The 21,956-nt window shown below is 34.5% G+C and carries 27 protein-coding genes and 1 riboswitch; of the genes, 19 read left to right on the top strand and 8 right to left on the bottom strand.

Annotated features, from left to right (window positions below; translation table 11 throughout):
* Positions 1 to 96 precede the first annotated feature (96 nt).
* The gene (locus AC1DMU_RS08050; protein ID WP_088062746.1) at positions 97 to 957 is read left to right on the top strand and encodes a GNAT family N-acetyltransferase; all 861 of its coding nucleotides are present in this window, start codon (positions 97 to 99) and stop codon (positions 955 to 957) included.
* A gap of 34 nt (positions 958 to 991) precedes the next feature.
* Here the strand turns inward: AC1DMU_RS08050 and AC1DMU_RS08045 are convergent, their stop codons facing one another.
* Entirely contained in the window at positions 992 to 1,552 is a 561-nt protein-coding gene (locus AC1DMU_RS08045) for a cysteine hydrolase family protein (RefSeq protein WP_088062747.1), read from the bottom strand.
* A gap of 182 nt (positions 1,553 to 1,734) precedes the next feature.
* Here AC1DMU_RS08045 and AC1DMU_RS08040 point away from each other — a divergent pair, with 182 nt between their 5' ends.
* Positions 1,735 to 1,995 (top strand): DUF6123 family protein, encoded by a 261-nt coding sequence (locus AC1DMU_RS08040; RefSeq protein WP_001195212.1) that lies wholly within the window; start codon positions 1,735 to 1,737, stop codon positions 1,993 to 1,995.
* A gap of 2 nt (positions 1,996 to 1,997) precedes the next feature.
* Here the strand turns inward: AC1DMU_RS08040 and AC1DMU_RS08035 are convergent, their stop codons facing one another.
* The 3 genes from AC1DMU_RS08035 to AC1DMU_RS08025 form a co-directional block, all read right to left on the bottom strand.
* Positions 1,998 to 2,903, bottom strand: a complete 906-nt coding sequence (locus AC1DMU_RS08035; protein ID WP_048543452.1) for a DMT family transporter — start codon at positions 2,901 to 2,903, stop codon at positions 1,998 to 2,000.
* A gap of 13 nt (positions 2,904 to 2,916) precedes the next feature.
* Positions 2,917 to 3,303, bottom strand: a complete 387-nt coding sequence (locus AC1DMU_RS08030) for a reverse transcriptase-like protein (protein ID WP_000573873.1) — start codon at positions 3,301 to 3,303, stop codon at positions 2,917 to 2,919.
* 70 nt (positions 3,304 to 3,373) lie between these two features.
* Entirely contained in the window at positions 3,374 to 4,246 is an 873-nt protein-coding gene (locus tag AC1DMU_RS08025) for an aldose 1-epimerase family protein (protein WP_476941490.1), read from the bottom strand.
* 132 nt (positions 4,247 to 4,378) lie between these two features.
* A riboswitch (PreQ1 riboswitch) is annotated at positions 4,379 to 4,423 on the top strand.
* Between the two features lie 6 nt (positions 4,424 to 4,429).
* Between AC1DMU_RS08025 and AC1DMU_RS08020 the strand changes: the two genes are divergently transcribed.
* The 3 genes from AC1DMU_RS08020 (at position 4,430) to AC1DMU_RS08010 (ending at position 5,915) form a co-directional block, all read left to right on the top strand.
* Positions 4,430 to 4,918 (top strand): QueT transporter family protein, encoded by a 489-nt coding sequence (locus AC1DMU_RS08020; protein WP_001026482.1) that lies wholly within the window; start codon positions 4,430 to 4,432, stop codon positions 4,916 to 4,918.
* A gap of 148 nt (positions 4,919 to 5,066) precedes the next feature.
* Entirely contained in the window at positions 5,067 to 5,726 is a 660-nt protein-coding gene (locus AC1DMU_RS08015; RefSeq protein ID WP_088062750.1) for a ribonuclease H family protein, read from the top strand.
* A 12-nt stretch (positions 5,727 to 5,738) separates the two neighbouring features.
* Positions 5,739 to 5,915: a zinc-finger domain-containing protein gene (locus AC1DMU_RS08010; RefSeq protein WP_000358801.1), complete on the top strand. Its 177-nt coding sequence runs from the start codon at positions 5,739 to 5,741 to the stop codon at positions 5,913 to 5,915.
* Between the two features lie 32 nt (positions 5,916 to 5,947).
* Here AC1DMU_RS08010 and AC1DMU_RS08005 read toward each other — a convergent pair whose 3' ends face one another.
* Both AC1DMU_RS08005 and cspB read right to left on the bottom strand, forming a co-directional pair.
* Entirely contained in the window at positions 5,948 to 6,196 is a 249-nt protein-coding gene (locus AC1DMU_RS08005) for a DUF2564 family protein (protein WP_000534395.1), read from the bottom strand.
* A gap of 119 nt (positions 6,197 to 6,315) precedes the next feature.
* Entirely contained in the window at positions 6,316 to 6,513 is a 198-nt protein-coding gene (gene cspB, locus AC1DMU_RS08000; protein WP_001161731.1) for a cold shock-like protein CspB, read from the bottom strand.
* Between the two features lie 265 nt (positions 6,514 to 6,778).
* Between cspB and AC1DMU_RS07995 the strand changes: the two genes are divergently transcribed.
* The 8 genes from AC1DMU_RS07995 (at position 6,779) to AC1DMU_RS07960 (ending at position 13,397) form a co-directional block, all read left to right on the top strand.
* Positions 6,779 to 7,507, top strand: coding sequence for a YqcI/YcgG family protein (locus AC1DMU_RS07995; RefSeq protein WP_001005942.1), 729 nt, complete (start codon positions 6,779 to 6,781; stop codon positions 7,505 to 7,507).
* 138 nt (positions 7,508 to 7,645) lie between these two features.
* Complete coding sequence (locus AC1DMU_RS07990) at positions 7,646 to 8,278, top strand: LysE family transporter (RefSeq protein WP_000466560.1); 633 nt, start codon at positions 7,646 to 7,648, stop codon at positions 8,276 to 8,278.
* Between the two features lie 19 nt (positions 8,279 to 8,297).
* Complete coding sequence (locus AC1DMU_RS07985; protein WP_000286360.1) at positions 8,298 to 8,591, top strand: hypothetical protein; 294 nt, start codon at positions 8,298 to 8,300, stop codon at positions 8,589 to 8,591.
* A gap of 82 nt (positions 8,592 to 8,673) precedes the next feature.
* Positions 8,674 to 9,303, top strand: a complete 630-nt coding sequence (locus tag AC1DMU_RS07980; RefSeq protein ID WP_000832138.1) for a sterol desaturase family protein — start codon at positions 8,674 to 8,676, stop codon at positions 9,301 to 9,303.
* A gap of 309 nt (positions 9,304 to 9,612) precedes the next feature.
* Positions 9,613 to 9,954, top strand: a complete 342-nt coding sequence (locus AC1DMU_RS07975; protein WP_062822009.1) for a DUF485 domain-containing protein — start codon at positions 9,613 to 9,615, stop codon at positions 9,952 to 9,954.
* A 2-nt stretch (positions 9,955 to 9,956) separates the two neighbouring features.
* Positions 9,957 to 11,507 (top strand): solute symporter family protein, encoded by a 1,551-nt coding sequence (locus AC1DMU_RS07970; protein WP_001103252.1) that lies wholly within the window; start codon positions 9,957 to 9,959, stop codon positions 11,505 to 11,507.
* 180 nt (positions 11,508 to 11,687) lie between these two features.
* Positions 11,688 to 13,037 (top strand): aspartate aminotransferase family protein, encoded by a 1,350-nt coding sequence (locus AC1DMU_RS07965; protein WP_000850952.1) that lies wholly within the window; start codon positions 11,688 to 11,690, stop codon positions 13,035 to 13,037.
* Between the two features lie 81 nt (positions 13,038 to 13,118).
* The gene (locus tag AC1DMU_RS07960; RefSeq protein ID WP_088062751.1) at positions 13,119 to 13,397 is read left to right on the top strand and encodes a DUF3986 family protein; all 279 of its coding nucleotides are present in this window, start codon (positions 13,119 to 13,121) and stop codon (positions 13,395 to 13,397) included.
* A 60-nt stretch (positions 13,398 to 13,457) separates the two neighbouring features.
* Here the strand turns inward: AC1DMU_RS07960 and AC1DMU_RS07955 are convergent, their stop codons facing one another.
* Complete coding sequence (locus AC1DMU_RS07955; RefSeq protein WP_048543422.1) at positions 13,458 to 14,621, bottom strand: cation:proton antiporter; 1,164 nt, start codon at positions 14,619 to 14,621, stop codon at positions 13,458 to 13,460.
* Between the two features lie 332 nt (positions 14,622 to 14,953).
* Between AC1DMU_RS07955 and AC1DMU_RS07950 the strand changes: the two genes are divergently transcribed.
* The 3 genes from AC1DMU_RS07950 to AC1DMU_RS07940 all read left to right on the top strand — a co-directional run bounded on the left by AC1DMU_RS07950 (position 14,954) and on the right by AC1DMU_RS07940 (position 19,054).
* Positions 14,954 to 16,627: a ribonuclease J gene (locus AC1DMU_RS07950; protein ID WP_088062752.1), complete on the top strand. Its 1,674-nt coding sequence runs from the start codon at positions 14,954 to 14,956 to the stop codon at positions 16,625 to 16,627.
* A gap of 96 nt (positions 16,628 to 16,723) precedes the next feature.
* On the top strand, positions 16,724 to 17,569 hold the full coding sequence (locus AC1DMU_RS07945; RefSeq protein WP_088062753.1) for a MerR family transcriptional regulator: 846 nt from the start codon (positions 16,724 to 16,726) through the stop codon (positions 17,567 to 17,569).
* 129 nt (positions 17,570 to 17,698) lie between these two features.
* Positions 17,699 to 19,054 carry an MATE family efflux transporter gene (locus AC1DMU_RS07940; RefSeq protein ID WP_088062787.1) on the top strand — a complete coding sequence of 452 codons (1,356 nt, stop codon included), beginning with the start codon at positions 17,699 to 17,701 and terminating at the stop codon, positions 19,052 to 19,054.
* Between the two features lie 36 nt (positions 19,055 to 19,090).
* Here AC1DMU_RS07940 and AC1DMU_RS07935 read toward each other — a convergent pair whose 3' ends face one another.
* Positions 19,091 to 19,756 (bottom strand): DUF421 domain-containing protein, encoded by a 666-nt coding sequence (locus tag AC1DMU_RS07935; RefSeq protein WP_000923941.1) that lies wholly within the window; start codon positions 19,754 to 19,756, stop codon positions 19,091 to 19,093.
* Positions 19,757 to 19,916: 160 nt separating this feature from the next.
* Between AC1DMU_RS07935 and AC1DMU_RS07930 the strand changes: the two genes are divergently transcribed.
* The 3 genes from AC1DMU_RS07930 (at position 19,917) to nfsA (ending at position 21,929) form a co-directional block, all read left to right on the top strand.
* Positions 19,917 to 20,495, top strand: coding sequence for a YdcF family protein (locus AC1DMU_RS07930; protein WP_088062754.1), 579 nt, complete (start codon positions 19,917 to 19,919; stop codon positions 20,493 to 20,495).
* 149 nt (positions 20,496 to 20,644) lie between these two features.
* Positions 20,645 to 20,962, top strand: a complete 318-nt coding sequence (locus AC1DMU_RS07925) for a magnetosome magnetite crystal formation protein family (RefSeq protein WP_088062755.1) — start codon at positions 20,645 to 20,647, stop codon at positions 20,960 to 20,962.
* A 232-nt stretch (positions 20,963 to 21,194) separates the two neighbouring features.
* On the top strand, positions 21,195 to 21,929 hold the full coding sequence (nfsA, locus tag AC1DMU_RS07920; RefSeq protein ID WP_088062756.1) for an oxygen-insensitive NADPH nitroreductase: 735 nt from the start codon (positions 21,195 to 21,197) through the stop codon (positions 21,927 to 21,929).
* The last annotated feature ends 27 nt before the right edge of the window (positions 21,930 to 21,956 follow it).

The following is a 21,956-nucleotide window of genomic DNA, read 5'->3' as shown; positions in this document are numbered from 1 at the left end:
TTGGTCAAAATAGGATATGTGTGTGACAAATAAAGGGAAACATGTACAAGTTGATTTAATAATAATGATTTAAATGTCTAGAGAAGGGGATGAAGTATGCTTGAATTGGAAATTAAGGTGGAGCGTCTTAGGGACGAACAAATAGGCGATATTGTAGCATTATCTTCTTATATTGGGTGGGATTATAATAAAGAAGAAATTGAGACTATTTTTGATTCAGGTATTATATACGGTGTGTGGAATAAGAGAAAGGAACTTATTGCTAGCGCGGCAATTATATTATATGGGGAGAAATTAGCGTCTATCGGAATGGTCATTGTACATCCGAAATATGAGGGGAATGGGATTGGAAAGGCGATAACGAATTCATGCATTAAGAGCGTATCGGCTCAAACTCCAATTATGCTTATTGCTACGGATGAAGGAAAGCCGTTATATGAAAAACTAGGATTTAGGGCAGTAAGCTATGTTTCTAAATACATATGTAACTCGTACAATGTGAATGATTATTGTGTAGGAAATGAAGATTATATGATGAATTATGAAGAGTGTGATTTAGAAAAAATAATAAAATTAGATGAAAATGCGTTTGGAACAAATAGAAAAGCATTTTTAACGAAAAGAATTATACAAAGTGAACAGTGCATCGTTGTAAAGGACAACAACCAAAATGTATTAGGTTACGGTTTAAGTATACAAACACCAGAAAATAAAATAATAGGTCCAGTCGTTGCGAAAAATGATGCGATGGCAATGAGAATTGTGCATGATTTAGCAAGAGAGCATCATGGTAAATTAAGAATTGATGTATCAGAAGGAAAGAAAGGTTTCATGAAAGAATTAGAGATTACTGGTTTTCAAAAGGTTAATACACCTCCAATTATGATGAGAAATAGTGATCAATTTTTGAAAAGAAATGGGGAACTATACAGTATTGCAGCGCAAATTTTTGGATAAAAAAGAATCCTTCTAAATGAAGGATTCTTTTTTATTAATCACGATATTGGTCGTGAGTTGGTTGGAAGAGGTCTTCCTCGATATCTCTCACCATAGAAAAATGATCCACATTATAATGACCGTGTAGAACTTTAGTATGGTGCTCAATAATTTGTTCTGCAGATAACACGTTAGAATCAGTTGTGGAATGACCGTTTTTAATTAATGTAACATCAAATCCTTGTACAGTAGCTGTTCTAACTGCGGTGTCGATGCAATGTTCTGTTTTACATCCACCGATAACGATATGATTAATTTTTTCTTCTTTTAAAAGTTCAAGTAGAGAAGTGCCATAGAATGCGTTTGTTGCTGCTTTATTAATAAGGATTGCAGACTGAGGTACTTTGATTTCATTATGTACTTCAAATCCTTCTCCGCTACCAGAAGCAACATCGATATCTCTTACGAAAACAATAAGGGCATTTGCATGTATTGCTTTTTGTACGGCTGTATTTAGTGTAGATAATAACTCTTTTTTGCGAAAAACTTCTTTTTCTTGTTCATTCCCATCCATTAATTCTTGCTGCGCATCGATAATTAATAGTGCTTGTTTCATCGTGTCTCCCCTTTAATATGAAATAAGTTCCACTATACATATTCATTCATATTGCAAGGAAATCCTTTATTGTCTATGCAGTAGACGATAGATTTACAAAGTTGTCAAAGAAATTTCATTCTCATAGCGTGTAAAAACATGTATGATAGGAGATGGAGAATTTTTGAGTAGGTGGGAATATCATGCAAACAGTAGAAGATTATCTTTCATTCTTACATACGAAAGGATTTAAACTATCAGAGGAAGCACAAGGGTTTATTATGTTTGGACAAGGATATACTGGTGCATCTGATGGAATTGTGAACGCAGCAATAGAAGCGACAATTAAACATCAATTACAGTTTGATGGGAGTTATTTTGTTGCGTTATTAGAACGTTTGAAAGAAGAAGAAATTACAGATAAAAAAAGCGCTAAGGCTTTTATGCGGAAGTTACAAGCGTAACTTCACGCAGCCTGCGCTTCTTTTTTTGTTTTGGAAGGTAATTCAACAAAAACCATGCCTAGGAAAATACATAGGCATCCGATAATAGCGGAAATAGAAAGTTGTTCGTTTGCAACGAGAACGCCTGTTAATGCAGCAAAAACAGGCTCCATTGCGAAAATAATTGCTACTCTCGTTGGAGACGTATGTTTTTGTGCTGATGTTTGAATAAAAAAAGCAATGGATGTCGCAAATAGGGAAGTTAGAAATAGAGCGAATAAAAAGGAAGAATTCGTCCATAGTGCTACTGAAAATAATTTTTCCCAATCTTCAAACAAAAAGGCGCAAATAGAAGAAAACATACCGACAGCTAATACTTGCGACGTGCTTAATAATAAAGGTGATATTTTCTTAGAGAAGAAGCCGTTAACAAGAATATGGGCAGCGAAAGCAACTGCGCAACCGAGAACGAGTATATCTCCAATGTTTAATTGAAAAGAATCACCAGCAGTTAATAAGTATAAACCTGCTGTTGCTACAGCAATGCCCATTACGATAAAAATGGTAGCTTTTTGTTTTAAAAAGATAAAAGACAAAATTGGTACCATAACGATACTAAGACCTGTTAAGAAACCAGCTTTTGAAGAAGTTGTATAAAGTAAGCCGAATGTTTGTAATACATAGCCAACGCATAAAAAAAATCCAACGATTAATCCAGCGAGACTACTCTGTTTTATATCTTGTTTTGAAGATTTTTTTGAGAAAATCATTTGAACGAATAATAAAATAATTCCAGCGAATAAAAAGCGAATACCATTAAAAGTAAATGGACCAACGAAAGACATAGCATTTTGAACGACAACAAATGTAGCTCCCCAAATAAAAGAGACAAATAATAAAGCAAGAGGAGCAACCCAATCTTTTTTCACACTCATACCCCCGTTAATTTTGTAAGATAGCTTTTCTAGCTAACTCATCAGCAACTTTATTTTGACTACTTGGAATCCACTTAATAAAAAAGAGATCGAAACTTTTTATGTACTGTAATGCTTCTTCTAATAGTGGTGCAAACATTTTATTTTTTGCGTATTCTTTTTCGACAGCTCGCTCGACAAGTTGCGAATCTGTACGAAAAGAGACAATGTTATAATTATGCTCCGTGCAATATTTTAATGCCGCAAGTAAAGCGTGGTATTCTGCTTCATGATTGGACATTGTCCCAAGGGGCAATGATAATTGTACAGCTGGTTGCACCCCTTTAATAAACACTCCAGCACCAGAAGGACCAGGATTTCCTTTTGATGCACCATCAATATATACTTCAATCAAAATGAGAAACCTCCAAATTATAAGATGATCCCCTACTTATATGTTTCTTTGAAGTAGGGGATAGAGTAACTTAGCCGATTGTAATACTATAACGACATGTAAATGTTTCATTCGCTTGTAAAGATTGAATTCCTTTTTTTTCCTTGAAATCTTTTGCTGGATTTACTTCATCAGCAATACCGTACCAAGGTTCAATACATAAGAAAGGTGCGTTCTCACCTGGTGTCCATACGCCAACAAATGGGAAGCCATCAAATTCTACTTTTACAAATTTATTATGTTTATGAGAACGAATAGAGATTTCATCCGTATTCATATTTTCAAAAATAAGCGCATCATTTTTGAATAAATCGTATGTAAGTGGTAATTCATTCGTATTTTCAGCGATTAATTGTTTTTTACTTGAAAGGTAAGGTCCTTCTAATACGCTTGTTTCTAAGCGTTCAGAACCATTAAATGATAAATGATAATCTGTAAATGATTCGCCCTCTAATAAGGGGAAGTTGAAACCAGGATGTGCTCCGATTGAGAAGAACATCTCTTTTGAAGTAGGGTTATTTACTTCATATGTTACATGAACGATTTGTCYGTCTAGCTCATAAGAAACGAGTAATTCGAATTGGTATGGGTATTTTTTTAATGTTTCTTCATTACTAGTTACAATATAAGTGATTTTCGTTTCACTTTGTTCTTGTACAGAGAATGTAAGATCACGAGCAAAGCCGTGTTGTGTTAAAGAATATGGTTTACTATCTACGTAGTATGTATTATCTACTAATCGGCCGACAATTGGGAATAAAATTGGTGCGCGGCGCCCCCAATAAGAAGAATCGCCTTGCCATAAGTATTCAGTGTTATCTTCTTTTAAGCGAACGCTTTGTAATTCTGCACCTTTGTCAGAAATGGAAACGACCACTTTTTCATTTTGAATTGTTGCTGTCATGAAGTGAAACCTCCTAAAACTTTCATATGTTTTATTATACGTTGTCTAAAAGAAAAAAGGTAGTTAATGATAGGAATCTATTGACGAGAGAGTGTGTATTGCGTAGAATGTATTCTTGTTGCTTAAAAAACGAATAACGTGGTTCGAAACCATCCCACGTAAAAAAACTAAGGAGATTTTGTCATGAATATAAGAACATTAGTCGGTAATGGTATTTTAGCGGCATTATATATTGCTGTTTCTATGCTTATTCAGCCATTTGGCTTTACGAGTGTACAGTTTCGTATTTCAGAGATGTTTAATCATCTTGTTGTATTTAATAAGAAAGCAATTTACGGAATTGTATTAGGTGTATTTTTAACAAATCTCTTTTTCTCACCTATGATCGCTTACGATTTAGTATTTGGAGTAGGGCAATCTATTCTTGCATTAGTTGCAACGATTATTTCTATGCGATTTATTAAAGGTGTTTGGGCTCGTATGATTTTTAATACAGTTATTTTTACAATTACAATGTTTATGATTGCAATTGAGCTTCATCTTGCATTTGATTTACCATTTATGTTGACTTGGTTAACATGTGCCATCGGTGAATTTGTTGTCATGGCAATTGGTATGCCTGTAATGTACTGGATTAATAAACGAGTACAATTTGAAAGATTTATGCAATAGATGAAAGAGCTATTCCTATAGGGATAGCTCTTTTTGTATGTAATCATATTGAATATAATGCTGTGACTCTTGATACAATATAATAAAATAAAGTGAGGCTTTCATTAGCTGACTACATATAAGAAGTCTTATATAAGGGGAATCTAGTATGAAATATAAAATTCATTGGTTGTATAAAACAAAGAGCGGATTGCAGACGAAATTAACGACAGATTATATGAACATAGACGATGTATTGCAATTTGCAGAGGATTTCGAGAAAACAGGAAGAGTGAAAGAACTATCATTTTATGATGAAATGGATGCAGAATGGTCATTAAAGGAAATGAAAAAGCTGAGTAAACAAGTGGAGGAAGAGCCCCAAGAAATCCTCGTTTATTTTGATGGCGGTTATGATGTACAGACGAAAGAAGCTGGAGTAGGTATATGTGTATACTATAAAAAAGGAAATACAAAATACCGAATTCGCCGTAATGCATATATAGAAGGTATATATGATAATAATGAAGCGGAATATGCATCATTACTATATGGCATGAATATACTCGAGGAATTCGGAATTAAGTATGAAGCAGTTACACTTCGCGGCGATTCTCAAGTTGTACTGCAGCAATTGGCTGGAGAATGGCCTTGTTATGATGAGCATTTAAATCATTACTTAGATCAAATTGAACAAAAAGCGAAGCAAATGAAATTAAAACTTGTATGTGAGCCGATATCTAGAAAACAAAATAAAGAAGCGCATCAATTAGCTACGCAAGCATTAGAAGGAACAGTCATTGATAGTCATAAAGAAATAACCGAATAGAGAGGTGCAAAGGTGGATAAAAAGCAACTCATTACAGAGGTAAATGACTTATTAGAAACGTATTGTGAAGGATGTTTCTTGCGAGAACATAATCGAAAGACAAATAGTAAGTATTACGCTCATTCATTTTGTATACGACAATGTACAGTTGGAGAAACATTGAAAAAGTATGGGGAACAGTTATCATGAAAAACATCCAGAGAAAATTCTCTGGATGTTTTTTAGTGTCTTGCTTCATTTAATTGATGCTCGCATTTACTTAATTTCTTTTCCTCATTCATTAAAAATGGCTCATCTAAATCTGTCGCAACAGATTTCATAATTTCAAGCTGAGAGCGAGCGGCTTCTACAGCAGTAGTCGCATGCTCTAATGTATCTGGATCCATTGAAATTGTCGCTGACCCTACCATTTTTTGTGCTGTTTCTACACGGAATTTTACTTCTTCAAAATCATTTACTTCTGATCCCATTATTACTTCCTCCTTTGTATATTGCGCATTTCACATAGTTTTTGCTCTGTAAAACGGAAATATACAAAGGAATAACAAAGGAGGTTACCAAGTAAGGTAACCTCCTGTTATATGTTGGATTAAAGTTTTACTACGTTAGCAGCTTGAGGTCCGCGGTTTCCTTCAGTGATATCGAAAGATACTTCTTGACCTTCTTCTAAAGCTTTGTAGCCGTCACCTTGAATAGCAGAGAAATGTACGAATACATCGTCAGCGCCTTCCATTTCGATAAATCCAAAACCTTTTTCGTTGTTAAACCATTTTACTTTTCCTTGCATGTTACAATTCCTCCTAAAAACATTTGCTTTTTTCATTTAGTGAAATTCATTTGAAAGATAATATAAACTAAAAATGCTATAATCTTGAATATTCTGCTAAATGATTAATTTAAATATACACGAATTGGTAGAAATTAGTCAAGTAAGCGGTTTTATTTTTTTGTATTTTTAAATAATTTTTCAGCCGAATTTTAAATAGGTATAGGACAGGCCGAGTATGTAATATTCTTAATTGAATGCTATACATAATGAGGTGAAAGAAAGAATGAACGAGTCTTATTTATTAGATAATGAAGGAATGAGAACGAGAACTGACATACCAAATTGGGTTGCAAAAGAATTTCAAAATTTTTCGAGTGTCGTGCTAGAACCAACTTTCCCATGTTATTTCGGCTTAACAGCTTTGAAAAAGAATGAACTTCGTTATTCATTTCTCTCTCATAATGATTGGAGTCATTTGCCACATACAATGTTATCTTTTTTAGAGTTAATGAAAGAGCGCCCAATTGTAAGAAGAGGATTCTTTCTTTTTGTGGAACCGGAATGTGAGGAACAATCACTGGAATATTATCGTGATTACTTTTGGAAAGTACTACAATATTTACATGAAAACGATGACCAAACATGGCCGAAGCAAATTCCTGAAGACCCAGACCATTACTTATGGGAATTTTCATTTGGTGGTGAACCGATATTCGCATTTGGAAATGCGCCAGCTTATAAACAACGAAAAACTAGGCATTTAGGAAATTCTCTCGTTATTGGATTTCAACCGCGTACCATCTTTGATGGATTAGAAGGGGATCGCCCTAAAGGAGCATATTCAAGACAAACGGTCCGAGATCGAGTTGAAAAGTGGGATCAGCTGCCGAAACACCCTAACATTAGTCATTATGGTGATCCAGATCATCGCGAATGGAAACAATACTTCATAGGAGACGATGTAGAGCCGATAAAAGGAAAATGTCCTTTTCTTCATAAGTTAGAAAAGTAAGAGCCATCATCCAGATGGCTCTTTTGCATATTTTGGATAAAAAAGGGTATTTTAGTAGTAAATATTTTGATGAAAGCTAGTCTATTTTTAATCATTACATCATTACTTAATAGTAAAGGAAGTAGAAAGGATAGAGCGATGTTTGGAGCGATTATACAACAAATTGTATTAGGTATTTCATTAGCTGCGCCAGTAGGTCCGATTAATATTGAAATGTTAAAACGAGGAATTGAACGAGGTTTTTGGCATGCATGGGTTGTTGGAATTGGTGGAATGACTGCAGATATTTTGTTTATGCTTCTCATTTATTTCGGTTTATCTTCTGTGTTTATGTATACATATGTACAAGCTTTTATGTATTGCACAGGGTTTTTCTTATTATTTTATTTAGGATTTCAAAGTGTAAAACAAGGAATTTCCCACTCGAATATGGAATATAAAAAGGAAGAGGTAGGTGGCCTTAAACAATCGTTTATGGCAGGTTTTTTAATTGCGATATCCAATCCATTAAATCTTGTTTTTTGGTTTGGTATATACGGAAGTACACTTAGCTCATTGCTTACGAAGGTAACGAAACAAGAAGCCTTTTTATACAGTCTTTGTATTATCGTTGGCATTATTTTATGGAATTTAAATATTGCTTTTTCTGTCCATTTTGGCAGAACTTTATTAAAGCAAAAAGCACTTGGCTATATAACAGCCGGAGCCGGTATTATTTTAGTAGGATATTCTATCCATTTTGCATACAAAGCTTTACAGTTGTTCACATAAGATTGAAGGGGAGATTTTTATGTATCGAACCACTATTGACGGAAAAGAAATTATTATTACGTTAGCACCCAAAATCCGAAAAGAAATTACTGATAGGAATCCACTATATGAAGCGGTATTTCATAATGCAGCAAGATTACTGCAAACAAAGCAACCAACGTTTGCGCTAAATCATGAAATATTTGGGCTCATTATTGGAGAGGTACAAAGAGGAGAAGTAACAGTGTTTGCGGTGGAACATATTATTCCAAAGCAAAATATATTTGGATCGAACAATTTTTTCTCGACAATAGAGCAGCAGGCAAATTTGTAAAGTGAATAGAATAAAATAAAAAATAAAAGAAATAGTCGTAACGATATGTTGCGGCTGTTTTTTTGGAAAAGGGGGAAGGAAGATGAAGAGAGTGGGGAAAGAGTTCTTTTTACAACATGATATCGTTATTATGTATAGTATTTTATTTATTTTCATCATTATTTTAAAAATGCAATTTTTCACATGGATCGGTATGTTCGCGTGTTTGTTTGGGATTGTTTTTTATACGCTTAACGAATATATGACACATCGGTTTTTATTCCATTTAAAGCCACCTAAAAACGTATTTTTATTAAAAATGTTAAGAAGATTACATTATGATCATCATGTATATCCAGATGATTTAAAACTATTGTTTTTGCCTGTATGGTTTAGTATACCTAGCTTTACTATATATTTACTTATAGCATATGGTATAACAAAAAGTGCTACTATTACACTTTCATTCGGAATTGGAATGATTATCATGCTTCTCGTTTATGAATGGAAACATTATATTGCACATAAGCCGATTCGTCCGTTCACTAAGTTTGGAAGATGGCTAAAAAAACAGCACATATTACACCATTATAAAAATGAAAAGTTTTGGTTTGGTGTTTCAAATCCAGTATTCGATTTCATATTTGGAACGCTTAAAGATGGGAAAGACGTTGAATTAAGTGAAACAGCTCGTAATTTAGAAAAAGAGAAAAAGACAGAAGTAGTGCGATAAGCACTACTTTTTTTATTTGGAAATTTGCCGGGTGGTAAAACTCCCGCCTCAAAATCCGGCAAATATGAGGAAGTTAGATGGAAGATAACTTCCTGTAAAGCTTGACTGGTGAGGAATTGAAGTGCGTAATTTTTATGTTGAAAAAGTATATTAAAAACTTAGGAGAAATTGGCGAAAAATGTCTATCGAAAAATCTTTGCAGGAATGTATGGATTGTCTAAAATAGAAATAAGTTTCTGAATATTTATAAAATTTAGTCTTTAGGTATACAAGGGGGAATTGTATTTTCAGTAAGAGAGGGGAATGGGAATGAAAAGAGATGATACATCAGCACGTAAGTTACAAAATGAAGTGAATTATACAGAGGTTGTACAGTCAGAAGAATTTCAATTGCTATTAAATACGAAAAAGAAGTTTATCGTTCCGATGAGTATTTTCTTTTTAAGCTTTTTTATTGCATTACCTATTTTAACATCGTATTCAAAGGTGCTCAATACACCAGCATTTGGGGATGTTACGTGGGCATGGGTGTTTGCATTTGCGCAATTTATCATGACGTGGTCATTATGTATGATTTATAGCAAAAAAGCAGAATCCTTTGATAAAATCTCGCAAAAAATTCTACAAGATATGCAAAAAGGGAGGGGCTAACTTTGAATGTAACCGCTTTTGCATTATTTTTAATCATCGTTCTTGGTACACTCGTCATAACTTATTTTGCATCGAAGAAAACGAAAAATGCGAGTGAGTTTTATACAGCTGGAGGGGGATTAACTGGTTGGCAAAATGGTCTGGCCATTGCGGGAGATTATATGTCTGCTGCGTCTTTTCTTGGTATAGCCGGAGCCATCGCATTAACTGGTTTTGATGGGTTCTTTTATAGTATCGGTTTCTTAGTTGCTTACTTAGTTGTATTATACTTAGTTGCAGAGCCACTTCGAAATTTAGGGAAGTACACGTTAGCAGATATGATTGCGGCGCGTTTTGATGCGAAAAAAGTTCGCGGCGTTGCAGCGCTTAATACAATGACGATTTCGATTTTTTATATGATTGCACAATTAGTTGGGGCTGGTGCACTTATTAAATTATTATTAGGGATCGAATATACGACATCCGTTTTAATCGTTGGTACATTAATGACAGTGTACGTTATTTTTGGCGGAATGACTGCGACGAGCTGGGTACAAATTGTTAAGGCTGTATTACTTATGGCTGGTACATTTATTATTTCTGTTATCGTTTTCTCAAAATTTAATTTTAGTGTGACTGAAATGTTCGCGCAAATGAAAACAGCTACGCCATTAAAAGATTCATTTTTAAATCCAGGGGTAAAGTATAAGGATGGTCTTGATACACTGTCTTTAAATTTAGGACTAGTTCTTGGTACTGCCGGATTACCACATATTCTTGTTCGCTTTTTTACAGTACGTGATGCAAAAACGGCACGGCAATCTGTTGTGTACGCTACGTGGTTAATTGGCGCATTTTATATTATGACAATCTTCTTAGGATTTGGGGCAGCAGCATTTGTAGGAAATGAGGCAATTATGAAAGCAAACCCTGCTGGTAATATGGCAGCACCTTTATTAGCTAAAGCGTTAGGTGGAGATTTCTTATTTGCTTTCGTATCAGCAATTGCCTTTGCAACTATTTTAGCTGTAGTGGCAGGCCTTGTATTAACAGCAGCATCAGCATTTGCACATGATTTTTATAATGAAATTATTCGCAAGGGGAAATCAACGGAAAAAGAGCAAGTGTCAATGGCTCGCTATGCGTCTATTGGGGTAGCGGTATTATCCATTATACTAGCGTTATTTGCTCAAACGTTGAACGTAGCATTTTTAGTTTCATTAGCATTTGCAGTTGCAGCGAGTGCAAATCTACCAGTTATATTATTCACAATATATTGGAAGCGCTTCAATACAACAGGTGCCATTTCGGGTATGGTCGTTGGTCTTGTATCAGCAATTGTTCTCGTAGCCTTAAGTCCAAATGTTTGGAACCCTGTAGCTGGAAAAGCTATATTTGTTGGGGAAGCGATATTCCCATATACGACACCTGGAATTATTTCAATTCCGCTTGGATTCCTTGCAGCATATTTAGGAACCGTGTTATCTAGTAAGAAAGAAGATGCTGCGAAATTTGATGAGATTCTTGTGAAATCTAATACAGGTCATGGTGTTAGTGATGCATCGTCACATTAAAAAGAGAAGGGCTTTTCGATATATAAGAAAAGCTCTTTTTTTCTTGTAAATATTACTGTATTGTAAGTAGGATTTTGTCTTAATTTTGTGGAATGAAAATAAGCAGGGAGAAAATTAAATCATCATGGCACCAGCACAGCTTTTGTGAAAAATAAGTTGTTATGGAAGGTGGAAGAAATGATGAAAACGAAACAGACTGATGAATTATTAGCAAAAGATGAGCAATATGTTTGGCACGGAATGCGTCCCTTTAGTCCAAATAGTACAATGGTAGGGGCAAAAGCAGAAGGGTGCTGGGTTGAAGATATAGAAGGGAAAAGATATTTAGATGGTATGAGTGGTCTTTGGTGTGTGAATAGTGGATATGGCAGAAAAGAGCTCGCAGAGGCGGCTTATAAGCAATTACAAACATTATCATACTTTCCAATGTCACAATCGCATGAACCGGCTATAAAGCTTGCAGAAAAATTAAATGAGTGGCTTGGAGGAGAGTATGTTATTTTCTTCTCTAATAGTGGCTCGGAAGCGAACGAAACAGCTTTTAAAATAGCAAGACAATACTATGCTCAAAAAGGTGAACCGCATCGTTATAAATTTATGTCACGTTACCGCGGGTATCATGGAAATACAATGGCAACGATGGCAGCGACTGGACAAGCACAGCGTAGATATCAATATGAGCCATTTGCTTCAGGATTTTTACATGTAACGCCGCCAGATTGTTATCGTATGCCTGGAATAGAAAGAGAGAATATTTATGATGTAGAATGTGTAAAAGAAGTAGATCGCGTTATGACATGGGAATTAAGTGAAACGATTGCAGCTTTTATTATGGAACCAATTATTACGGGCGGAGGCATTTTAATGCCGCCACAAGACTATATGAAAGCTGTTCATGAAACGTGTCAAAAACACGGTGCCTTGCTCATTAGTGATGAAGTGATTTGCGGTTTCGGACGTACAGGAAAAGCATTTGGATTTATGAATTATGACGTTCAGCCAGATATTATTACGATGGCAAAAGGGATTACGAGCGCATATTTACCGTTATCAGCGACAGCTGTGAAAAAAGAAATATATGAAGCATTTAAAGGGAAGGGAGAATATGAATTCTTCCGTCATATTAATACATTTGGTGGAAATCCTGCAGCTTGTGCATTAGCGCTTAAAAACTTAGAGATTATGGAAAATGAAAATTTAATTGAGCGATCTGCACAAATGGGCTCGCTTTTATTAGAGCAATTAAAAGAAGAAATTGGAGAGCATCCACTTGTTGGGAATATTAGAGGGAAAGGTCTACTAGTTGGAATCGAACTAGTAAATGATAAAGAGACGAAAGAACCAATTGATAACGACAAAATTGCAAGTGTTGTAAATGCTTGTAAAGAAAAAGGTTTAATTATTGGACGAAACGGCATGACAACAGCAGGATATAATAACGTCTTAACATTAGCACCACCACTTGTTATTTCAAGTGAAGAAATTGCCTTTGTTGTTGGAACGTTGAAGACGGCGATGGAACGTATTTAATGAATCGAGCGAGCTGTAATATACAGCTCGCTTTTGTTTATTATGTGAAATATGATAAATTTTCAAAGGGAGGGAACTTTTATGAAGAAATATGACCCTAGTCAACATTATCACATCGGGTATTATGAAGATGGATACGATTTAGAAGTGACGGCGTACAAAAGAATAAATGAACCAGTTTGGGACGCTTATATTCCGCACTATGAGGTAGACAATTTTTATAAGAAAGTGGAGAAAATGAAGCTAGGTGAATATATAGATGATTACGGCATTATGGTGTATTCATTTAGTAATGATATTGATGATGAAGAAGCACGAATTATTTTTGAAAAATGGTTAAAAACGAATAAAATTGTTTAAAGATAAAACGAAAAAGGAGATTGCTATCTTATAAGATAGCAATCTCCTTTTTTATTAAACTTATTTACTTGCTTTCATTGCTTTATCTTTTGCACCAAAAGTGTATTTTAACATTGGTGGTGTAATCATTGTAGTTAAAATAACGACAATAACGATAGCTGTAAAGTAATCTTGTGCTAGTAGACCTGAAGAAAGTCCTGTTCCTGCGATGATAAGTGCAACTTCACCACGAGAAACCATTCCAGCACCGATAATTGCAGAAGACTTAGCGTCAAATCCAGTCATTCGCGCACCAAATCCACAACCAATTAGTTTCGTTAATACAGCGATTACTGTTAATGCTAGGATGAACCAAATTTGATTGCCAATACCGTCAAATGTAATATTCATACCGATACTAACGAAGAATACTGGAACGAACATAGCGTAAGCGATTGGTTCTACTTTCTTTTCTACTTCATGTTTGTAGTTCGTTTGAGAAATAGCGATACCAGCGGCGAAAGCACCGATAATACCAGCAATTCCTAATAGTTCGCCGAAATATGCGAATGAGAAACAGATGATAAGAGCCGCGCTCACGATAGACTCAGATACGCGTAGTGGTGATAACCAGCGCATAATCGCAGGAACACCTTTCCATCCGATTAAAATAATAGAAGCGAAGAATACAACTTTCTTCAAGATAACCATTGTTAAGTTAACATCGTCTGTACCTAAGAAGCTCATTGCAAATGCTAATAAAATAACAACAAGAATGTCATCAAATACAGCCGCGCCAAGCATAGTTGTACTTTCACGTGTTTTCATCTTTCCTAAATCACGAAGTGTTTGTACGGAAATACTAACACTTGTCGCACATAGAAGTAATCCTAAAAATACAGCATTTCCTTGTTCCATTCCCATAACAAGACCAGAAACGTAACCACCTACGAATGGTAGAATGATACCTCCAAGGGCAACAGCTAAAGAAGAATTACGATTTGCATTTAATTCCTCTAAGTCTGTTTCAAGTCCTGCCATAAACATTAAAAGAATAACACCGACATTACTTAATTGTGTTAGAAGCTCTGAATTTTCAATCCAACCTAATATAGCTGGACCGATAACGATACCGACAATTAATTTACCGAGTACAGAAGGTTGACCTAGTCTAACACTAAGGTCACCAGCAAGCTTTGTACTTAATAAAATAAGTGCAATTTGAAAGAAAAATTCGAAATCCATCGGATCCTCTCCTCATCATTTTTATTTTTATCATACGATTTCTCGGAATTTGCCTAATGAAAATATGTAAAACCCATTAAACAAAGGGTCTGATTACAAGTTCTTTTGAACTCGTAATTTGAACCTGTAATTAATATATAATATATTTTACAAAAAATCAATGAAAAAATGGGAGCTTTTTTGGAGAGAAAAGGTGTTATTAGGGATATACATATAAGAATAGTGTGTGAATTTTTATATGTATGAAATAGTATGAAGCCCTTTTTCATTACAAATAATAAAGCCTAAATACGATTTCAAGAATTATAAATGTGAAAGGGAGGGCTTATCATTTGAAGTCATTAAAAAACAATTTGTCTATCGTTGCTTTAGGTGGAGTAAATGAAATAGGAAAAAATATGTACGCTATTCAATATGAAAATGATATTATCGTTATTGATTGTGGATCTAAATTTCCAGATGAAAGTTTATTAGGAATTGATTTAATAATTCCAGACATCACATACTTACAAGAAAATAAAGAAAAAATTCGCGGGTTAGTCGTGACGCATGGACATGAGGACCATATTGGTGGAATACCATATTTTTTAAAACAACTAAACGTACCAATCTATGCGACGAAGTTAACGTTAGGTTTAATTGAAATTAAATTAAAAGAGCATAATCTTCAAAATGATACGGAATTAATCGTTATTCACGCAGAATCAGAAATCGATCTCGGTTCTATTAAGGCGACATTCTTTAAAACGAATCATAGTATTCCAGACTGTCTCGGTATTGTGTTTCATACACCAGAAGGTACTGTAGTACACACCGGGGATTTTAAATTTGATTTAACACCAGTAAATAACCAACATCCTGATATTCATAAAATGGCTAAAATAGGTAGTGAAGGTGTACTAGCTTTACTATCTGAAAGTACAAATGCAGAACGACCAGGTTTTACTCCATCAGAGAGATCGGTAGGGGAACGGATAGAGGAAATATTTATGAAAGCAAATAGAAAAGTAATTATTTCTACATTTGCTTCTAATGTGAATCGTGTTCAGCAAATAGTTGAAGCTTGCATAAAAACAAATCGAAAACTAGCTCTGCTCGGGAGAAGTATGGTAAATGTAGTAGAAGTTGCTCTAGAGAAAGGGTATTTACATATTCCAGACGACATGTTAATTGAAGCGAGTGAAGTAAATCGTTTAGATCCAAAGCAGGTAGCGATACTTTGTACAGGAAGTCAAGGAGAACCGATGGCAGCTTTAGCGCGTTTAGCGAGTGGAAACTATAGACAAGTTGATGTTTTAGCAGAAGATACGGTTATTATAGCGGCGACTCCGATTCCAGGCAATGAACGTAACGTTTCAAGAATTATAGATAATTTATTTGCTTTAGGAGCAAAAGTAATTTATGGATCAGGTAGTTCTACTGGAGTTCATGTATCTGGTCATGCGTATCAAGAAGAATTGAAATTAATGCTCACTTTAATGAAACCTAAATATTTTATCCCAATTCATGGAGAGTTTAGAATGCTACATCACCATAGCTTGTTAGCAGAATCAATTGGTGTCGAAAAAGAAAATATCTTTATCGTTCGTAATGGAGATGTTGTAGATATAAGTAATGAAGTGGCCATTCAATCTAGAAAAATACAGGCTGGAAATATATATGTAGATGGTTTAGGAATTGGTGATGTTGGAAATGCCTTATTACGTGATCGAAAACAACTTTCAGAAGATGGAATGCTCGTAATAGTTATTACCTTTAATAAAATGGATGGAGAAATTATTTCCGGTCCTGATATTATCTCTCGTGGATTCGTCTATGTTCGTGATTCAGAAGAATTTTTGAAGGAATTAAATAAATTAGCTGTTATTACGATTAATAATTTAAAGAAAGAGAATGTGAATAGCTGGGGTATTTTGAAAAGAGAAGTAAGAGAGGCTTTAGGGAAGTTTATATATACTAACACGAAAAGAAAACCGATGATCCTTCCTATAATAATAGAGGTTTAAGATTTAATAAAAAGAATTCTCTTAGGGGAATTCTTTTTTGTTTTGAAGACAGAATGAACATATAATGAAATAAATAGAAATGGAAGGAAATAAAAGATGTTATTAAATAAACGTTTTACAATTGGAGAAATGGCAAAAATGCATAATATAGCGGAATCTACTTTACGCTATTATGATGAAAAGGGGATTTTTCATCCGTCCATTGTGGACCCGCAAACAAATTATCGCTATTATACGATCGATCAATTTTCACTATTAGATACGATTAAATTTTTACGCCAATTAAATATTCCATTAAAGGAAATTAAGAAATATATTGATGAAAGAAATCCGGCATACGCACTCAATTTACTGGAAAAACAACAAGAAATGATGTTGAAAAAACAAAGAGAAATTGAGTATGCTTTGGCGAAAATGGAACATAAAATTCATTTAATTAAGGAAGCGACAAAAGCAAAAGCTGAACAAATGGTAATTAAAGAGATCCCGCAGCGAAAAATTACAGCAATTGCGGTTGCCCCGAATACGACGGATGATATGTTTGAGTACTATATTCATTCGTTGCAAAAAAATATGAAACAAATGGATGATAGCTTATTTTCTGGAGATATCGGTGTAACAGTTGCGAAAAAAGGATTAATGCAAAATGAGTTTCAAGCATATAGCAGTGTTTTTATTCTTTTGGATTACATGCCTTTTCAAATACATAGTTCAGATGAAATTAAAGAAGGCATGTTTGCCTGTGTATATCATCATGGACCATATGAAGAAACGGATGAAACGTATAAGAAGTTAATGAAATATATTAATCAAGAAGGATACGAAGTAAGTGGAGATGCGATTGAGATTGCATTAATTGATTGGTCTGTAACAGATAATCCAGAGGAGCAAGTAACAGAAATTCAAATTCCTATAATGAAAAAACAAAGCAATAAGTTGTAGGACTCGTATCATTACAAATTGGCATCAAACACGATAATTAAGTTACCTATTTTTTAATTCTCTATTGACCTTCAAGTAACTTGAAGGTTTAAACTGTGAACAGAGCATTGAAAAAGGAGCATTTATATGATGGAAACAACAGAAAAGTTAAGAGAAAAACCGATAAAAAGTTTATTTATTTCTTATTTAATACCAGCCGTTCTAGGAATGGTGTTAATGTCAGTTAATATTGTGATTGACGCGGTTATGATTAGTAGGGGAGTTGGAGCGAACGGATTAGCAGGAGTAAACGTGGCTATTCCAGCGTTTTCAATTTTCTTCTCTATTTCATTATGGATTGGAATGGGCGGGGCAACGTTATATTCCATTGCACTAGGTGAAAATAAATTAGATAGGGCAAGATCTATTTTTACTCAATCCATGACGGTAGCAGTAATTATCGTAGGTGTGTTAGCAGCGATTTGCTTATGGAGAATAGAAGATTTAGCATACTTATTCGGTGCAAACGAAGTGATTTTACCGTATACGTTAGACTATTTACACGTGTTATTAACATTTGGAATGATATACGTTTTAGAAAATATTTTAAGTACATTTATACGAAATGACGGAAATCCTAATTTAGCAATGGCAGGTCTAGTTGTAACTGCTGTATTAAATATAGTGTTTGACTATATCTTTATTTTCATCTTTGGATGGGGTGTAACAGGTGCTGCTTCAGCGACTATTCTTTCAGCAGCAATTGGTTTCCTTGTATTATTAACGCATTTCTTTAGAAAAAGTAGTATTTTAAAGTGGACGAAATTCCATTTTGAATGGGATACAGTTAAACAAATTATGATTATAGGTTTTCCTAGTTTTACAGCAGAAAGTACAGTAGCGATTGTTACGATTGGTTTTAATATTGCATTCGTTCAATATGCAGGAGAAGTAGGAGTCGCTTCTTATGCGATGGTGAACAGTATTCATGCGATGACATTACTACTATTCTTCGGTGTTGGAGCAGCGTTACAACCGATCGCTAGTTTCCATTACGGGGCAAATTTACCAGAAAGATTGCGTGAAGGATTAAAGTTCGCTGTAAAAATTGCGGTAGTACTCGGTGGTATTGCAATAGTTATCGGATTATTCTTCGGGAAATATATTATTGGTCTATTTGATGTCCAATCTCCAGAGTTATTGGAGTTAACATTAACGGGTATTAGCTTGTTCTTTATCCAATATGTATTTTTAGGATATAACATTGTGTATGGAGAGTACTTCCAATCAGTGCGACAAACGACAAAATCAGTGCTGATTATAATGAGCCGAGGGTTACTATTTATTATTCCATTATTATGGATTATGCCAAAAGTATTTGGGATAAATGGAATTTGGCTCGTTATGCCAGTAGCTGAAGTATTGACAGCGATTATCGTATTTACGATGAATCGTATGAAACATCCTGTTCCATTAAATATGGCGGGAGAGAAAGAAGCGATTTAATGAAGAAAATCCCCTTGAGCAAGTAAGGGGATTTTTTTACTCTTTTAAACTAATCGCAAAAGATCCATCTGTTTCTTGAACAGACGCGAAAGCAACGCTTTTAATATTAGTGATGCCCTTTTCTTTTAATTCTTTATATAACCATTTTTCGTCTTTATGAATTAACTTTAAGTTATCGTATTGAATTTGCGAATCAACGATAAGGGCAATTGGTAATCCAGCATACGTAACATCTATGTTTAAATCTTTTGGAGTTAATGGTACAAGTTCACGCTTTGGTAAAATGCTAATGGCTCCGTTCGCTTCTAAAATAGCATATTCAATTTCGTGAACACTTGGATATCCTGCGACGCGAAGGTTAGACAGTAGTTCAGCGATTGGATATCTACTTTTTTGTAAGTTTTCAAAAATAATATCACCATGTTTAATTAAAATGATAGGGTGTCCGAGAATAAAACGATTTAGTTTGTTTAGTAAGCTTAATTTTGTAAGAAGCAAATGCAAACATGTAATAACGACCATACCGAGAAAAGCTTGCAAAGCACCAGAGACAGGTATGGCCTGAAAAGCTAAATAAGATAAAAAGATAATAGCACCAAAATCATGAGGAGTTAGTTGTGCTAAAGCTGATTTACCGAGCATTTTAAGTGATAGTAAAAATAAGATGAAAAAGAACGATACGTTACATAAAAAGAGAAGCAATAGAGACACTCCTTCGTGCAAAGTTGTACTTACTGTTCCCGAAAGAAATATAAATATTACTTTCCAGAGGATAAATTAGGCTGAATTGGAATTTGTCTGTATACAAACAAATAAATGGATATTATCATGAAAGAAGCAAAGAACATAGGAGTATATGGATATGAAAAAGAAGAAAATAATTAAGTATATGATAGGCATTATAATCATTTGCACCGTTTATGCAGGATTTTTACAATATAACATTTATAAGCATGGACAGATGAATGCAACCTACGATGCGGATTATATAATTGTATTAGGATCGAAAGTAAATGGAACGAAACCGTCGTACTCATTGCAATATCGTATTGATAAAGCAGCTGAGTATTTACAATCACATGAGAAAACAATTGCTATAGTATCTGGAGGGAAAGGAAAAGGAGAAGATATTTCAGAAGCATTAGCAATGAAAAATGGATTAATGAAACTAAAAATTGCAGAAGACCGCATTATAATGGAAGATAAGTCAACGAGTACAGATGAGAATATTAAATTCTCAAAACCGTTAATTCCGGACAATATGAAAAAAGGAATGATCGTAACAAACGACTTCCATATGTTTAGAGCGAAAAAAATAGCAGCCAAGCAAGGTTTACAATTAGAAGGTCTTCCGGCTGAAACACCGAAGCGAATTGTCATTCCATCGAATATACGAGAGTATTTAGCCATTACGCAATATTGGTTTATGAATCGAATATAGAGAAAAGTAATCCCGTCTGGAAGTCCAGTCGGGGTTATTTTTGATGAAAATCTTACAAATATGTCATGTTCATGAAAGGTAAAGCGATAGTTTCTAGAATCGATTCCTGACATAATGAAGATAACAAAAACTATTTAGAGGTGAATCGGATGAAAGGAAATAATATATTATCTTCACTATGTTACTTTAGTATCTTTTTTGCACCATTTTTACTGCCAATTATCGTCTACTTCGTTGCGGAGGATGAAGTGAAATACCACGCGAAAAAAGCATTTTGGTCACATATTTTCCCGTATGCGGTTTTATTTGGTGGATTAGCAGTATCCGGCATATATGGTTTAAGCTTCAATCAATCTGATGGTGCTGGAATTGGAATGATGATCACATATGCGGTGTTCATTCTTGTAGGGGTTTATTACTTCATTTGGAATATCGTAAAAGGTGTTAAAGTTTTGAAAACAGCGTAATAAGACAAGAAATAATTTGATGTAAACCTGTCGGTATTTGTTGGTAAGTCGATATATTCGAAAAATCGTTGATATAATGCAAGGAATCGTCGATATAATTTCATTTACCGTACTAATAGAAGTTTTAAAAAGAGCAATTCAAAAAGAATTGCTCTTTTTGTGCTTATAAGTTGTGAATATTGAAAAAGATATGTTAATTTTTCATTATGAAGAGAAAAAAGGAGTGTTTTTCATGAATGAGATCATACATAAAATGGAGCAACACGTTTCAGTTCGTAAATATAAAGAAGAATCAATTCCGAAAGATGTAGTAGAAAGAATGGTGCAAGCTGCGCAGCATGCTGCTTCCTCGCATTTTGTACAGGCGTATTCTGTTATATATGTAACAGATCAAGACCTAAAGGTTAAACTAGCAGAGCTATCCGGAAATCGTCACGTGAAAGACTGCGCAGCATTCTTTGTTTGTTGTGCAGATTTAAAACGACTTGAAATGGCGTGTGAACAGCATGGTACAGAGATTAAGCATGAAGGAGTAGAAGACTTTATCGTTGCGACGGTAGATGCTTCACTGTTCGCGCAAAACTTAGCGTTAGCAGCAGAATCGTTAGGATACGGTATTTGTTATATTGGTGGTATTCGTAATAACCCGAGAGAAGTAAGTGAATTGCTTCATTTACCAGATAAAGTATATCCTATATTCGGAATGACAGTTGGTGTACCAGATGAAAATCATGGAGTGAAACCGCGTTTACCAGTAGCAGCAATTCTTCATGAAAATGGGTATGATGAAAAGAAATATGATGAATTATTAAACGAATACGATGAAACGATGAGCTCGTATTACAAAGAAAGATCAGCAAACAAGAAAAACGTAACATGGACGGAATCAATGAGTTCGTTTATGGCTAAAGAAAAAAGAATGCATATGAAAGAGTTTTTAAGTGAAAAAGGATTTAATAAGAAATGAGAAAAAAGGCAGACCTGCATGCAGGTC

The organism is Bacillus sp. 01N45, assembly GCF_056399205.1.
This window is presented reverse-complemented; position numbering and strand designations above follow the sequence as displayed.

Coding starts and splice junctions, on each gene's coding strand:
- AC1DMU_RS07965 (WP_000850952.1), top strand. CDS start 11,688: ATGAAAACGAAACAGACTGATGAATTATTAGCAAAAGATGAGCAATAT.
- AC1DMU_RS07980 (WP_000832138.1), top strand. CDS start 8,674: ATGAAGAGAGTGGGGAAAGAGTTCTTTTTACAACATGATATCGTTATT.
- AC1DMU_RS07925 (WP_088062755.1), top strand. CDS start 20,645: ATGAAAGGAAATAATATATTATCTTCACTATGTTACTTTAGTATCTTT.
- AC1DMU_RS07940 (WP_088062787.1), top strand. CDS start 17,699: ATGGAAACAACAGAAAAGTTAAGAGAAAAACCGATAAAAAGTTTATTT.
- AC1DMU_RS08050 (WP_088062746.1), top strand. CDS start 97: ATGCTTGAATTGGAAATTAAGGTGGAGCGTCTTAGGGACGAACAAATA.
- AC1DMU_RS07955 (WP_048543422.1), bottom strand. CDS start 14,621: ATGGATTTCGAATTTTTCTTTCAAATTGCACTTATTTTATTAAGTACA.
- AC1DMU_RS07960 (WP_088062751.1), top strand. CDS start 13,119: ATGAAGAAATATGACCCTAGTCAACATTATCACATCGGGTATTATGAA.
- nfsA (WP_088062756.1), top strand. CDS start 21,195: ATGAATGAGATCATACATAAAATGGAGCAACACGTTTCAGTTCGTAAA.
- AC1DMU_RS08015 (WP_088062750.1), top strand. CDS start 5,067: ATGAAATATAAAATTCATTGGTTGTATAAAACAAAGAGCGGATTGCAG.
- AC1DMU_RS08040 (WP_001195212.1), top strand. CDS start 1,735: ATGCAAACAGTAGAAGATTATCTTTCATTCTTACATACGAAAGGATTT.
- AC1DMU_RS07985 (WP_000286360.1), top strand. CDS start 8,298: ATGTATCGAACCACTATTGACGGAAAAGAAATTATTATTACGTTAGCA.
- AC1DMU_RS08045 (WP_088062747.1), bottom strand. CDS start 1,552: ATGAAACAAGCACTATTAATTATCGATGCGCAGCAAGAATTAATGGAT.
- AC1DMU_RS07930 (WP_088062754.1), top strand. CDS start 19,917: ATGAAAAAGAAGAAAATAATTAAGTATATGATAGGCATTATAATCATT.
- AC1DMU_RS07975 (WP_062822009.1), top strand. CDS start 9,613: ATGAAAAGAGATGATACATCAGCACGTAAGTTACAAAATGAAGTGAAT.
- AC1DMU_RS07990 (WP_000466560.1), top strand. CDS start 7,646: ATGTTTGGAGCGATTATACAACAAATTGTATTAGGTATTTCATTAGCT.
- AC1DMU_RS07945 (WP_088062753.1), top strand. CDS start 16,724: ATGTTATTAAATAAACGTTTTACAATTGGAGAAATGGCAAAAATGCAT.
- AC1DMU_RS08020 (WP_001026482.1), top strand. CDS start 4,430: ATGAATATAAGAACATTAGTCGGTAATGGTATTTTAGCGGCATTATAT.
- AC1DMU_RS08005 (WP_000534395.1), bottom strand. CDS start 6,196: ATGGGATCAGAAGTAAATGATTTTGAAGAAGTAAAATTCCGTGTAGAA.
- cspB (WP_001161731.1), bottom strand. CDS start 6,513: ATGCAAGGAAAAGTAAAATGGTTTAACAACGAAAAAGGTTTTGGATTT.
- AC1DMU_RS07995 (WP_001005942.1), top strand. CDS start 6,779: ATGAACGAGTCTTATTTATTAGATAATGAAGGAATGAGAACGAGAACT.